The 13,360-nt window shown below is 38.0% G+C and carries 11 protein-coding genes; 7 read left to right on the forward strand and 4 right to left on the reverse strand.

All coding sequences use genetic code 11. The features are described from left to right. Positions 1-21: 21 nt before the first annotated feature. Together KTV93_RS01380 and KTV93_RS01385 are read right to left on the reverse strand one after the other, a co-directional pair. The gene (locus KTV93_RS01380) at positions 22-258 is read right to left on the reverse strand and encodes a putative signal transducing protein (RefSeq protein ID WP_218249545.1); all 237 of its coding nucleotides are present in this window, start codon (positions 256-258) and stop codon (positions 22-24) included. A gap of 204 nt (positions 259-462) precedes the next feature. Continuing rightward, on the reverse strand, positions 463-1,869 hold the full coding sequence (locus KTV93_RS01385) for an APC family permease (RefSeq protein ID WP_218249546.1): 1,407 nt from the start codon (positions 1,867-1,869) through the stop codon (positions 463-465). 187 nt (positions 1,870-2,056) lie between these two features. On the opposite strand from KTV93_RS01385, the gene KTV93_RS01390 reads away from it, so the two are divergent. Further along, positions 2,057-2,560: a DUF4920 domain-containing protein gene (locus tag KTV93_RS01390; protein ID WP_218249547.1), complete on the forward strand. Its 504-nt coding sequence runs from the start codon at positions 2,057-2,059 to the stop codon at positions 2,558-2,560. Between the two features lie 47 nt (positions 2,561-2,607). On the opposite strand, the gene KTV93_RS01395 is transcribed toward KTV93_RS01390, so the two are convergent. Beyond that, on the reverse strand, positions 2,608-3,714 hold the full coding sequence (locus KTV93_RS01395) for a M14 family zinc carboxypeptidase (RefSeq protein WP_218249548.1): 1,107 nt from the start codon (positions 3,712-3,714) through the stop codon (positions 2,608-2,610). A gap of 349 nt (positions 3,715-4,063) precedes the next feature. Between KTV93_RS01395 and KTV93_RS01400 the strand changes: the two genes are divergently transcribed. From KTV93_RS01400 to KTV93_RS01410, 3 genes are all read left to right on the forward strand, one after another. Beyond that, the gene (locus KTV93_RS01400; protein ID WP_218249549.1) at positions 4,064-5,155 is read left to right on the forward strand and encodes a TerC/Alx family metal homeostasis membrane protein; all 1,092 of its coding nucleotides are present in this window, start codon (positions 4,064-4,066) and stop codon (positions 5,153-5,155) included. 134 nt (positions 5,156-5,289) lie between these two features. Then, positions 5,290-5,802: a helix-turn-helix domain-containing protein gene (locus KTV93_RS01405; RefSeq protein WP_218249550.1), complete on the forward strand. Its 513-nt coding sequence runs from the start codon at positions 5,290-5,292 to the stop codon at positions 5,800-5,802. Between the two features lie 92 nt (positions 5,803-5,894). After that, the gene (locus tag KTV93_RS01410; protein WP_218249551.1) at positions 5,895-7,250 is read left to right on the forward strand and encodes an AAA family ATPase; all 1,356 of its coding nucleotides are present in this window, start codon (positions 5,895-5,897) and stop codon (positions 7,248-7,250) included. Positions 7,251-7,302: 52 nt separating this feature from the next. Here the strand turns inward: KTV93_RS01410 and KTV93_RS01415 are convergent, their stop codons facing one another. Next, positions 7,303-7,767 carry a hypothetical protein gene (locus KTV93_RS01415; protein WP_218249552.1) on the reverse strand — a complete coding sequence of 155 codons (465 nt, stop codon included), beginning with the start codon at positions 7,765-7,767 and terminating at the stop codon, positions 7,303-7,305. A gap of 120 nt (positions 7,768-7,887) precedes the next feature. Between KTV93_RS01415 and KTV93_RS01420 the strand changes: the two genes are divergently transcribed. The 3 genes from KTV93_RS01420 (at position 7,888) to KTV93_RS01430 (ending at position 13,335) form a co-directional block, all read left to right on the forward strand. Continuing rightward, positions 7,888-10,014 (forward strand): S9 family peptidase, encoded by a 2,127-nt coding sequence (locus tag KTV93_RS01420; RefSeq protein ID WP_218249553.1) that lies wholly within the window; start codon positions 7,888-7,890, stop codon positions 10,012-10,014. A gap of 17 nt (positions 10,015-10,031) precedes the next feature. Further along, entirely contained in the window at positions 10,032-11,696 is a 1,665-nt protein-coding gene (locus KTV93_RS01425) for a peptide MFS transporter (protein ID WP_218249554.1), read from the forward strand. A 133-nt stretch (positions 11,697-11,829) separates the two neighbouring features. Then, the gene (locus tag KTV93_RS01430) at positions 11,830-13,335 is read left to right on the forward strand and encodes a peptide MFS transporter (protein ID WP_218249555.1); all 1,506 of its coding nucleotides are present in this window, start codon (positions 11,830-11,832) and stop codon (positions 13,333-13,335) included. Positions 13,336-13,360: the final 25 nt, after the last annotated feature.

The following is a 13,360-nucleotide window of genomic DNA, read 5'->3' on the forward strand; positions in this document are numbered from 1 at the left end:
AAGTTTGTCTGTGTTTCGAAGTTACAGTGGATTTCCGTCTCCTTCGATGTCGTTTGTTTCCTGAAGAATTTTCAGCGCTTCTTCCAAATCCCGCTCGTTTACCAATAGAAAATAGTTTTGGGAAATAGGAAAAACAGCGATGTTGTTTACGTATTCGTTTTTAATATGGCTTGGGATGTCGCGCGAGGCGAGCTTGGTTTTGGCGAGCTCGATTTCATAAAGATATGACGACTGGAAAACCGGAACTAATTCTGACATTTTTATTTTTCTTTAAAAGTAAGGCAAATAATTTAAAACCCTTGGGAAGAAAAACTGAATGACATTCTAGCCCTGATGGCAATGGAAATCCTTTTTCAGCTGATCGGCGGCGGCTTTGCCGCCGCCGATCAGCTGAAAAGATTGTAATGAACAGCAGGTGAAGACTCGAAAAGAAAAACAAACCGTGTTGCTCCTAAAAACTACTCAAACATTTTTTCTGTTGATAAACCAGTAAACAGGCAATCCGAGCAAAATTAAAATAAATCCGGGCCAAGTGTACTGCGGCTTAAACCAGATGAGCAGCACGCAAAATGCCATACCAATAATCAGATAAATTAGCGGTGTAACCGGATAAAGCCAGGTTTTATAAGGTCTTTCGATTCCAGGTTTTTTGATTCGTAAATAAATTACTCCGAAAACGGTGATCATATAAAACAGCACAATTACAAACGAAATCATGTCGAGCAAATCGCCGTATTGTCCGCTAAGGGCAAGTACTGATGCCCAGATTCCCTGCATCCAGAGGGACTTTTCCGGAACATCATTTCTGTTATTATCAATGGCCTGTTTAAAAAACAAACCGTCTTTTGCCATCGTTTGGAACACCCGTGCGCCTGCCAACACCAATCCGTTGATACAGCCAAAGGTGGAAATCATAACCAGAACCGCCATAATTACTGTTCCAAGATTTCCGAAAATAACTTCAGAGGCGGCGACCGCAGGACGGTTTTTATCGGCAAAAGCGATTGCATCGCGCTCTAAAGCATTTAGATAAACGAAATTCACCAATAGGTATAAAACCATAACTACGGTAGTTCCCAAAACCATTGATTTTACAACATTTTTCTTTGGATTTTCGATTTCTCCGGAAACAAATGTTACGTTTTCCCAGGCGACTGAACTGAACACCGAACCTACCATTGCAGCAGCGATTCCGCCCAAAAGCGTAATGCTGCCGATGGATTTCCAGCCGGTTGGTAACAAATCATTCCCCACTTCCTTACCGAAATCCTGAAAACCGTTCCAGCCAAAACTCATATTTGAAGCCCACTGAGAATCTTTCACAAACAGAAATCCGAAAACAATGATCCCAATCAGCGCGATTATTTTGGAAGCGGTGAACAAGTTCTGTAGAAATTTGCCGTTTTTAACTCCTTTCGTGTTGATATACGTGAGTAAAAGGATTACTACAATGGCTAAAATCTGAACCCAGGTAATCCGAAAAGTTCCGCTCTGGAAAATAGGATCTGAATTATTAAGCGCCGGAATGAGATAGGCTGTAAATTTCCCAAAAGCCATAGCAACAGCCGCAATTGTTCCTGTTTGAATTACGGTGAACAGTCCCCAACCATAAAGAAAACCGGTCATCTTTCCGAAAATTTCTGTAATGTAGGTATATTGTCCGCCCGCTTTGGGAAACATCGCTGACAGTTCGCCGTAAGAAATTGCAGCAGCGATCGTCATAATTGCAGTAATCACCCAAACGGTAATCAGCCAGTAACCGGAACCCAGATTCCGCATCATATCCGAACTTACTATAAATATCCCACTGCCTATCATAGAACCCATTACGAGCATCGTAGCGTCCCAAAGTTTAAGTTTTTTCTGCATAAATTTTTAATTGATGAAGGTTTTGGAAATTAAAACCTGTTTACCGTGTGCCTTTTAAAAAGTAAATATATAGATTTTCCGTAACCGTTTGCATTTTTAGCTGACGATAATTATATTTTTTGAATGAAATATTGGTTTCAAGGGATTCGGATGAATAAAATTTATTATTTTTGAAAAAATTTAAGAAATGAAAAAAATTGTCTTTTTGTTAACGCTGGCATTTTCTACAGTGATGTTTGCTCAGGAAACAGAAAAAAAAGTGGGTCCACCCGCAGGAAATGCTTTAGTTGGTGAAGTATATGGATCTCAGCCTTCTGTAACCGCGGAAAAAAACGCGATACCTGCTAAAAAGCTTCAGAAGAAACTGAAATCCAGCAAAAAGCTGGAAAATGTTGCGGTAAAAGGTAAAGTAATTGAAGTATGCGACAAAAAAGGCTGCTGGTTAACAGTGGAAACAGATAACAACGAGAAATTTTTCGTTAAAATGAAAGACTACGCGTTCTTCGTACCTACCGCTCTAAAAGGAAAAACAGTAATTCTTGAAGGAAATGCCGAAACGAAAGTAATTTCTGTTGATGAACAGAAGCACTACGCTGAAGACGCGAAAAAGTCTCAGGCAGAAATTGACGCCATTACCAAGCCACAGGAGGAAATCAGATTTATGGCAAGCGGAATAAAAGTAATTAACTAATTCACATCCATATAAACATACAACGGAGTCCAAAAGACTCCGTTTTTTTATTCAATAGTAAAATCGACTTCGGCATCCAATTTAGGGAATTTACGTTCAGAAAGGAAGGTTCTACCGGTGCAGTCGATCTCTTTCCAGCCTTTTTTTATACCCACGTCTCCTACTTCCATCACAATTGGGATAAAAGATATTTCGTCATCACCTTCGCGCAGTTCTTCCCGGTACTGCACCGCAATATCAAGAATACATTCAAAATCTGTATTCAGTTTTACGTTTCTGTAAATAATGTCGTAATGCGTTTCTCTGTTTTCCGGAATTTTCTGGTATTCTTCCCAGTTTTCAGTTGACCCTTTCAATGCCGCAATTGCATTTAAACTCTCATACAAAGCCAGTGTGTAGTATTTTCTTGTGTTTATACGGTTATAATCATTGATAAAATGTCCGCCTTCAAAAAGAATGGTTGGTAAACCCATCTTCGAAAAGTTATCCCCCACAGAAGTAGGATAAAATTCGTCGGAATATCTCGCAATCTGATTTGGAATAACAGTTTTCAAATTTTCATAAATCTTAACAATTACTGCCATTGCTATTTTTCGCGTTTCATTAATTTCTCTTTGAGCATTTACTGAAGGTGCTAAGAAGGAAAGAGTCGCCGGATGCTCGCCGTCCGTGGTAAAAATGGTTCTCTGTTCATGAAGATTGAGTCCATAACTATAATTCCCATTTTCCGCGATATTCTTCAGTATTGAAAATTCTTTGCTTGATAGCTTAAGAAAATCCCTGTTCATGTCGATATCCAAAGCGTTTCTGCGGGTCCATTTTTCTGAACCGTCTGGATTTAACATGAATATGAAATCAAGGGTAATCAGGGAGAATAATTTTTCCTTTAAATCTGGCTGAAATTTAAAAATTTCCAGCAGATCCAGCATTGCGTGGGTAGCGTTGGACTCATTTCCATGCATTTGGGACCATGCCAGGACTCTCACATTACCCGTACCTAACGTCATTTTATAAATGGGCTTTCCCAAATACGACTTCCCAACTTCAAAAATATAATCGCTGAAATCCTGCTGGAGGTAAAAAAATAATTTTTCCGGGGAAATATAGCGGTTTGGGAAATTAGGGTTTTGTCGGTAATTAAGGTTTTTTGACATTCAATAAAATTTTACAAGTTTCAAATTTAATTTTTTTTCAGCAGAATAAGAAATTCACTTTTGTAAATTATTCAAACATGCTGAAATGCCAGTTTGTCTGTTGGTAATTTTGTGGATTGCATAATAATTAATTTAATTTTGCAAGTAATTGAAAATCAGTACTTAATGTCCTTTACTTAAATACTATTAAGAAGTATACTTTAACTGTGTTTTTGTGTGGAAAACTCCATTTGTAGGGAAAAAGTATAAACATAAACGTCCATCCCAAAAACTCTCGTTACCAAATATGTTACATATGTAAATAATTTAAAAAATGATAAATTATGTATATTTGCGCTTTAAATTTTATATGAATAGCGAAACAATTTTTTTACTGGGATTCTTAGTATTTATCTTTTTTATCCTGGCACTCGATTTAGGATTACTCAAAAAAAGATCCGACACCATTTCTATGAAACAGGCCGGATTAATGAGTTTCTTTGTTGTAGCACTTTCCATGTGCTTTTATTTTGTCCTTATTACCTACGGTCACCTACTCCATGGCATCGACAGCATGTCAAAGTTGCAGGAGGTAATTTCCGCACACCATCATCCGGTAAAAGTAATTCCCAACGATCTGGAAAACAGCATACAGCTGTATAATCAGAATTTAGGTCTTGAATATCTCACAGGTTATGTTGTAGAATACGCTCTTTCTGTAGATAATATCTTCGTCATGGTTCTTATCTTTGGTGCATTTGGGGTAGCTCACAAGAATTACCACAGAGTATTGTTCTGGGGAATTCTTGGTGCTATTGTGATGCGCTTTATCTTTATATTCGTAGGTGCTGCACTGATCGAAAAATTCAGCTGGATCATGTACGTATTTGGTGCGTTCCTCGTGTTTACAGGTATTAAAATGTTCTTTGATAAAGACGGGGAAGATAAAATCGATACGCAGAATCATCCGGTGGTAAAGTTTGCCAAACGATTCTTTCAGGTTCATGATCATTTTGTGGGGAACAAGTTCTTTGTTACCATCGACGGTGTTAAGAAAATCACCCCTCTTTTCCTTGTTCTCCTTATTATAGAAGCTACCGATTTGATCTTCGCAGTAGATAGTATTCCGGCCATTTTTTCAGTGACTAAGGACCCTTATATAGTGTTCTTCTCTAACATATTTGCAATTATAGGTTTACGGTCAATGTTCTTCCTCTTGGCAGGAATTATCGATAAGTTCCGCTTTCTCAAAGTTGGCTTATCGGTACTGTTAACGTTCATTGGTTTGAAGATGTTACTTCACAGTTATCTGGAAGCATGGGGATTCACAACCAGTCATTCCTTGATAATTATTGTCGGAATTTTAGGTTTAAGTATCTTCTTCTCACTTATTTTCCCTGAGCGTAAAAAGGACAGAAAACTAAAGTTCGATCCTGAACACGAAGATAATTTACACAGGTAATACAAATTTAATTATTATCAATTAATTTAAAACCAATGCGTTACGTGTTGGTTTTACTTTTGTAAATACCTTAATTCTTATTTTGTTTACTTTTGTTTATTGTAACTTCCGGGTTATTATTTACATTTGTAATTATGAATTTAAACGAAAGGATTTCAAAAATCATCTCCTATTCGGAATTGTCAGCTTCAGAATTTGCCAATGAAATTGATGTGCAGCGTTCAAACATTTCTCACATCACTTCAGGACGAAATAAACCGTCTCTCGACTTTCTGATTAAAATTAAAGAGCGTTTTCCTGAACTGCAGTGGAATTGGCTGATTATGGGCGAAGGTGAAATGATAAAAAATATTGAGGAAGAAATTGCTCCGGAAAAATCTAAACCTACTCCATTACCCGATCTTTTCTCTTTGATTGCAGATGAAAATTTTGGAGTTACAGAAAAGGAAGATAAAATTGAAAAACATGTTTCTCCAGAATCGAATATTTCTGCACAAGTTCCCGAAAAAGAAAATATAGGCGATTCTCAGCGATTAGAGCCGGCGGAAACCAAAACGACTATCCAAATAACTGAAAATCAAGAGAGTAAAATTAAACGGATTGTTTGGTTCTACGAAAATGGAAAGTTTGAGAGTTTTGAACCGTAAATTCACCTTAAAGGACGGTTTTTGTGATCATCAAATTAAATAAATCCTTCAGCATGGTTTTTGCAGCTTGACTTCAAAGAAAATTAAATATTATGAAACTTGCTGAACTCGCCAAGGAACTTAAAATATCAACCGAAAGTTTTATTAAATTTATTCAGGACTTCGATTTGGAACTTTGCGAATGCATCACTCCAAAATTTGATGTAAAAGACGATTTCGCAAAATTTGCCCGTGAAAATATTACCTTTCTTAAAAAGTATGAGAAGGATCTTTCGCAGACAAAATCCATTAAAGATATTGCCGGAACAATTAATCAGAATCCGGAAAAGGTGGCAGAAATTATCAGCCAGGAAAAACCTAAACTATTTGATAACGGAATGTACAAATCTTCAGTATCAAGTTTCGGTATCGATCATAAATTAGGTGGCAATTATCAGTTTGTTTACGATTACTTTGGAAAGAAAACCAATCTGACAGAGCGCGATTTTATTGGTTACCGCGACCTTTTTTTCCATATTTCCAAATCTTTAGACCCTTTTATCAACAATACTCCCCTTACCGATTGGGGTATTCACAGACCGGCAGGAATTATTCTTTACGGACCCCCGGGCAGCGGAAAAATTTTCTGGGCGAATAAAATCGCAGAAATTATCGGTTATCATTTTAAAGAGGTGAAAAAATACTATTTGGGAACTTCTTTTGTAGATGGACTTCAGACAAGCTTTAACGATTTCCTGATTCAGATGCTGAAGGACGATAAAGTACTTCTTTTTATGGAAGATTTTGATGAAATCATGACTGAAAGAAGCGAAAAAAGGTCGGTTTCATCGTGTGATGAAGAAACAAAAGAAATCGTGCTCCATTATATAAGCCGTTTTGAAGATGAAGATTTACTGATGGTAGGTTCGGCAAATTCAGTTGCAGATATTGACAAAGAAATACTGGCGCCAGGAAGATTCGATGTTATGATTCCGGTATTTCCGCCAAATGCTCACGAAAGGTCGGAAATGATTTTATATTTTATGACGGAAAATCTTTCTGAAGATGCACTTCTGATGAAAATTTTAGTAAAAAATAATGCAGATCATCTTCCGTTTTGGGAAGAAATTTCATCTAAAATGAAGGTTTTTTCAAATACAATGATCGTCGATTTTACGCAAAGTTTAAAAAAACGAATCCGGAATCAGTACTTAAAAGACAATTCCGAAGATATTAAAATTGACGGTAAATTGCTGAACGCAGCTCGCCGCGACGCTTCCGCAAAACTTACGGAAGAATATCTGAATCAGGTTGCCCAGTTTATTACTGATGTTTCGATACATAATTACGATGAATTTCCGAAAAGAATCACTGCATTAAAAAGTGAGTTGGAATCATATAAAGTTGTGGAAATTCCAAGAAAAGCCATTGGCTTCCAGGCACATAAAGAAGAGACCGCAAAAAAATAATCCATTGAAATTAATAGATTATTTTTTATGATTTTGTTAGATTAATTATTAGCTAAGGCAATGCTACCGCGATTTCGTAAACCTTTGCGTGTTTCAGATATTTCGAGCGCTCGCGGGAAGTTACCGATTCAAAATGATTATTCTTAAGCACAATAATTGGATCTTCCGCGATTTCAATTTCTGCGTTCGCGATGTATTTTTCCTCAGGACTTAGCCTGTCAATCTTAGCTTTTATTTTCTGCAACTCATCGGCGTAGTGCCGGAAACCGGGGTCGGAAGAATGCACAAATTTGTATTCCGGTCCTGCGTCTACAAAAAAATGCAGTTTCTTTTCAATCAATCCTCCGTCATCGGTGATTTCGGGATTATCGTTGCCGTCTCTGAATGCGATTTCCACCACTTTTCCTGCGAATTTTTCGGCGTAACGTTCTGCGTCTGCATAAGTTGCAAACCCTGTAACAATTTTCTGATTATTTAATCGGTAACTGTTTAATTTTTCTGAATTGAATGTTTCCATTGTTTGTGTTTTGTTTTTCGTAATCTGAGTCCAATTATTTTGCCAACACCACGTATTATTCAACTTTTAACACTGTTTTTAATAAAATTGTTATCTTTGAAATCTTATCAAAAATAATTCATGAAAAAAATCTTTTTATCCCTCGCAGTTCTCGCGTCTGTAACCGTTTTCAGCCAGGAAATTACGCTCGACAAAATATATTCCGGTTATTACCGCGGTAAAGGAATTTCGGGCATTGCTTCTCTGAAAAACGGAGAAAATTACGCAGTAATTGAACCCAACGGAATCGCGAAATATTCGTACAAAACTTACCAAAAGGAAGGCAATATTGTCGATGGAAAATTTGAATCTTACATTTTCAATGGTGATGAATCTAAAATTTTATTATTGAAGGAAAGTGATCCGATTTACAGACATTCATTTCTTGGAAAGTTTGATGTTAAAGATTTAAAGTCCGGAAAAGTAGTTAATCTGAATAACGGTAATTCTGTTCAGGAACCTGCTTTTTCTCCCGACGGTACTAAAGTGGCTTTTATTGCTGATAACAATTTATTTTATCAGGATTTAGACTCCGGTAAAATTACCCAGATAACAGCAGATGGCAGAAAAAATCATATTTTGAACGGTCTTGCCGACTGGGTTTACGAGGAAGAATTTGGGCACGCAAGATTATATGAGTGGACAAAAAATTCCGACGCTATTGTATTTGTAAAGTCCGATGAATCTGAAGTTCCGGAAATGTATATTCCTATTTATGGGAAGCAGCTTTACCCTTCGGAAATGCGTTTCAAATATCCGAAAGCGGGCGAAAAAAACTCTGTAGTTTCCGCACAGCTTTTCCGTTTGGATTCAGGTAAAACAATGCCTTTAAATCTGGCAGGTTTCAAAAATTATTATATTCCGAATGTTTACAAAACTGCTAAAGCCGATGAAATCATTTTGATCACTTCTGAAAGAACTCAAAATGCGTCTGATGTTTTAAAAGTAAACACAAAAACAGGAGCTGTTCAGAAACTCTTTACCGAAACTGACGAAAAGTGGGTGGATACCGACAACGTTACGCTTGAATTTTTAGATGACAATTCATTTATCTGGGGTTCCGAACGAGACGGAAACCGTCATCTTTACTGGTACGACCAAAACGGAAAACTAAAAAAACAGATTACAAAAGGAAACTGGGAAGTAACTGATTACTACGGTTATAACCCAAAAACAAAAGAAGTTTTAATTCAAACAACCGAAAAAGGAAGTATTAATAAAGTCGTTTCCAAGGTAAATATCCAGAACGGAAAATCTACCCTGCTTTCGAATGCCGAGGGTAATAATAGAGCGAATTTTAGCGGAAATTATAATTATTTCATCGAAACATCTTCTACTGCGGCAAAACCTTTCACCTATGTTTTAAAGGATGGTAACGGTAAAACCATCAAAGAACTTCAAAACAACAACGAATTGCTGCAGAAACTTCAGGCAGACAATATGGTGACAAAAGAATTTTTCACCGTTCCCAACGAAGCCGGAGACCAGATGAACGCCTGGATGCTGAAACCGAAAGATTTTGATCCAAATAAAAAATATCCGCTGTTTATGTTCCAGTATTCCGGTCCGGGATCGCAGAGTGTATCAAATTCATGGGATGCAGGAAACGGATTATGGTTTAATCACCTTGTTCAGAAAGGTTATATCGTTGTTTGTGTAGATGGCCGCGGAACCGGCTATAAAGGCACGAAGTATAAAAAATCAACCTATATGAACCTCGGGAAATACGAGATCGAAGACCAGATTGCAGCAGCAAAATGGTTCGGAAATCAAAGTTATATCGACAAGTCAAGAATCGGAATTTTCGGCTGGAGTTATGGTGGCTATATGGCAAGTTTAGCCCTGACTAAAGGCGCAGACGTTTTCAAAGCCGGTATTGCAGTTGCTCCCGTGACCAACTGGAGATATTATGACACAGTTTATACTGAGAGATTCTTAAGAACTCCTCAGGAAAATCCTAAAGGATACGACGAAAATTCCCCCACAGAATACGCAAACCTGATGAAGGGAAATTTCCTGTTAATCCACGGAACTGCCGACGATAACGTACATTTCCAAAACTCGATGGAGTTTGCAGAAGCATTAATTCAGAACAAAAAACAGTTTGAATTCATGGCTTATCCGGACAAAAACCACGGCATTTTCGGCGGCCAGACGAGACCGCAGCTTTATCAGAAAATGACCGATTTTATCTTAGAAAATTTATAAACCCTTAATATTGAATAATGGCGACAAGCAACAGCAAACACCCTAAAGGCCTACCGTACCTGTTTTTCACCGAAATGTGGGAAAGGTTTGGGTACTATCTCATTCTCGGAATTTTCGTGTTATACATGATCGACCCGACAGATACAGGCGGATTGGCTTTTAATGACAAAAATGCAGATGATATTTTCGGAACTTTCATCGCGCTCACCTACCTTACCCCTTTTTTGGGAGGCTTTTTAGCAGACCGTGTTTTAGGCTATATCAAAGCGATTTACATTGGTGGAGCTTTAATGGGATTGGGTTATATTGGTTTGGGAGTTTTTAAAGATATTCCGATGTTTTACGCGTCAATGGGTTTAATTATCTTGGGTAACGGATTTTTCAAGCCAAGTATCTCTACCCTTCTCGGTAATTTATATGAAGAAGAACCATACAAACTGAATAAAGATGCCGGTTACAACATTTTCTATATGGGCATTAACATCGGTGCATTTGCCTGTAACATTATTGCCGCATTTATGAGAAATAAATTCGGTTGGGGCGAAGCATTTATCACGGCGGGAGTCGGGATGTTTATCGGTTTACTGATCTTCTCTTTAGGAAGAAAGCATATCCTGAAAGCAAACATTATGAAACCTGTTCAGGAAGGCGATACAAAGATTTCTGATGTTTTGGTTAAAGTTTTCTTACCGGCAATTGTTGCGGGTATTATCGGATGGGTTATTCCGGGGAACATCTTTGGAAGTGATTCTACCGATGCCTTCATCTTTGCATGTTTACCGGTGGTATATTTCTATGTAATGCTTTATGTAAAAGCGAATTCAGATGATAAGAGACCAATCGGAGCCTTGCTTGCGATCTTCGCAGTGAGTTTGATGTTCTGGGCTGTTTTCAAGCAGAACGGCACCGCTTTGACAAGATGGGCAAATTATTATACCGACAGAAGCGTTCCGGCAGTAGCTGAAAAACCTCTGGAAGCCATTTATCTGGTTGAAACTAAAAACTACGCAACTAAAGAAGTAAATGTTTACGACAACCAATACCAGGCACAGAAAGACGGAGCAGGAAACCCGGTAAAAGAGCAGGGCAAAGACATTTACTTCCGAAATGAAGTACCGGAGAAAAAAACCACTATGGAAGCAAATCCGGAGGATAATGTTTACCTCTATAATACCGAGTTATTCCAGTCTGTAAATCCGTTTTGGGTCATTGTTCTTACCCCGGTTGTCGTAGGATTCTTCATGTTCCTTCGCAGAAGAGGAAAAGAACCTACTACACCAACAAAGATCGTTTTAGGGCTCTTTATATCAGCACTTTCCTGTCTGGTAATGGTTGGTGCAGTATATGCGGGAGACAACGGCGCATTTAAGGTTTCTGCCCTTTGGCTCATTGGAGCTTACGGAGTAATTACCGTCGGTGAACTTTGCCTTTCACCAATGGGATTATCTTTGGTTTCCAAATTATCACCGCCACGACTTACGGCGCTTATGATGGGAGGATTCTTCCTTTCTACATCGATCGGGAACAAACTTTCGGGAGTTCTGGCAAGTTTCTGGTACGATTACGAGAACAAAGCCAATTTCTTTATCGTTAATTTCGGGCTGTTGCTGTTGGCAACACTATTGGGTTTATCTATTCTGAAAAGATTAAATAAAATCATGAAGGAAAAGGGAGTTAACTAACCGATAACTTATGAATATTTTAAAGTGCTGGAGAAATTCAGCACTTTTCTTTTTCAAAAAAATAAATAAACGGGCAGTGAAAAAGGAAAAAAAACTATATTTGCTCATTAACAATTATTAACATAGAAAAAATATGGACACAGCAGTGCAAACAGGGCACCCGAAAGGACTCTATCTTTTGTTTATGACAGAAATGTGGGAACGTTTCTCTTATTACGGAATGCGTGCGATTTTCGTTTTGTACATGACGAAAATGCTTTTAATGGATGATGCGGAAGCCTCACAAATTTATGGAAGTTATACCGGTTTGGTATATCTTACGCCGCTGCTGGGAGGTTATCTTGCCGACCGCTTTCTGGGGAACAGAAGAAGTATAGAAATTGGAGGTGTTTTAATGGCACTTGGTCAGTTTGTAATGTTTTTCAGTGCATCTACGTCGGGATCGTCGGCTATTACACTCATGTGGATTGGTCTTACGATGCTTATCATAGGAAACGGATTCTTCAAACCAAATATTTCAACAATGGTAGGTCAGCTTTATCCAAAAGGCGACCGTCGTGTTGACTCTGCTTTCACTATTTTTTACATGGGAATTAACCTTGGTGCTTTCTTCGCACCGTTGATTTGCGGAACGTTAGCAGAAAAAGTAGATTATAAATGGGGATTTTTAGCCGCAGGTATCGGTATGGTCATTGGTTTAATCACTTTTATTTTGCAAAAAAACAAATTGCTTATTGATGACGAGAAAAAACCAATCGGTATGCCGACCAATAAATTTGGTATCGCCCAAATCGGTCTTGTACTAGGGTCGATAGGAGTTATTTTCTTCTTAATGAACTTTAAAACCATGTTCCAAAGCGATTTGGATATCATTGGATATCTGATTTATGGAGCCATGATCGTAATGCCGCTCATCGTTTTAACAGATAAATCGTTAACGAAACAGGAACGTGAAAGAATTATGGTAATCTTCATCCTGGCGTTCTTCGTAATCTTCTTCTGGGGAGCATTTGAGCAGGCAGGAGCTTCTTTGACAATCTTTGCAGACAGACAGACTGACAGAAACTTATTCGGATGGGAAATGCCTGCAAGTTATTTCCAGTCGGTAAATCCTTTAGCAATTATCCTTTTAGCTCCCCTATTCTCATCTCTGTGGCTGAGATTAGGTAACCGGGGTATGGAGCCTTCTTCACCTAAGAAAATGGCGCTTGGTCTTGCTTTGGTATCTTTAGGTTACGTTGTAATCGCTTTCGCAGTGTATGGATTGGGCCTTATGGATAAAGTTTCTATGTTTTGGTTAATCGCGCTTTATGTTATTCACACAATGGGTGAACTTTGCCTTTCTCCGATAGGTCTTTCGATGGTTTCTAAACTATCTCCAATGCGTTTTTCTTCTTTATTGATGGGAACCTGGTTCCTTGCAAATGCTGCTGCAAATAAGTTTGCCGGTACATTGTCCGCATTAATTCCTGGAAGTGGCGAAGAAGGTCAGGGTGCAAAAGTTACTTATTTTTTAGGTTTCGAAATTGCGAATCTGTTTGATTTCTTCCTTGTATTTATCGTAATGTGCGGTGCTGCGGCATTGATACTTTTTGCAATGAGCCGTTGGTTAGAAAAGAAAATGCATGGTGTAAACTAATAAGCCTGCTACATAATTATCTAAA

Origin of the sequence: Kaistella faecalis (assembly GCF_019195395.1) — a bacterium.
Taxonomy (GTDB): Bacteria; Bacteroidota; Bacteroidia; order Flavobacteriales; family Weeksellaceae; genus Kaistella; species Kaistella faecalis.

What these genes read in the sequence shown, in the direction of transcription:
- KTV93_RS01420 (WP_218249553.1), top strand. Translation starts at nt 7,888, where the DNA reads ATGAAAAAAATCTTTTTATCCCTCGCAGTTCTCGCGTCTGTAACCGTT.
- KTV93_RS01405 (WP_218249550.1), top strand. Translation starts at nt 5,290, where the DNA reads ATGAATTTAAACGAAAGGATTTCAAAAATCATCTCCTATTCGGAATTG.
- KTV93_RS01400 (WP_218249549.1), top strand. Translation starts at nt 4,064, where the DNA reads ATGAATAGCGAAACAATTTTTTTACTGGGATTCTTAGTATTTATCTTT.
- KTV93_RS01415 (WP_218249552.1), bottom strand. Translation starts at nt 7,767, where the DNA reads ATGGAAACATTCAATTCAGAAAAATTAAACAGTTACCGATTAAATAAT.
- KTV93_RS01430 (WP_218249555.1), top strand. Translation starts at nt 11,830, where the DNA reads ATGGACACAGCAGTGCAAACAGGGCACCCGAAAGGACTCTATCTTTTG.
- KTV93_RS01425 (WP_218249554.1), top strand. Translation starts at nt 10,032, where the DNA reads ATGGCGACAAGCAACAGCAAACACCCTAAAGGCCTACCGTACCTGTTT.
- KTV93_RS01395 (WP_218249548.1), bottom strand. Translation starts at nt 3,714, where the DNA reads ATGTCAAAAAACCTTAATTACCGACAAAACCCTAATTTCCCAAACCGC.
- KTV93_RS01385 (WP_218249546.1), bottom strand. Translation starts at nt 1,869, where the DNA reads ATGCAGAAAAAACTTAAACTTTGGGACGCTACGATGCTCGTAATGGGT.
- KTV93_RS01410 (WP_218249551.1), top strand. Translation starts at nt 5,895, where the DNA reads ATGAAACTTGCTGAACTCGCCAAGGAACTTAAAATATCAACCGAAAGT.
- KTV93_RS01380 (WP_218249545.1), bottom strand. Translation starts at nt 258, where the DNA reads ATGTCAGAATTAGTTCCGGTTTTCCAGTCGTCATATCTTTATGAAATC.
- KTV93_RS01390 (WP_218249547.1), top strand. Translation starts at nt 2,057, where the DNA reads ATGAAAAAAATTGTCTTTTTGTTAACGCTGGCATTTTCTACAGTGATG.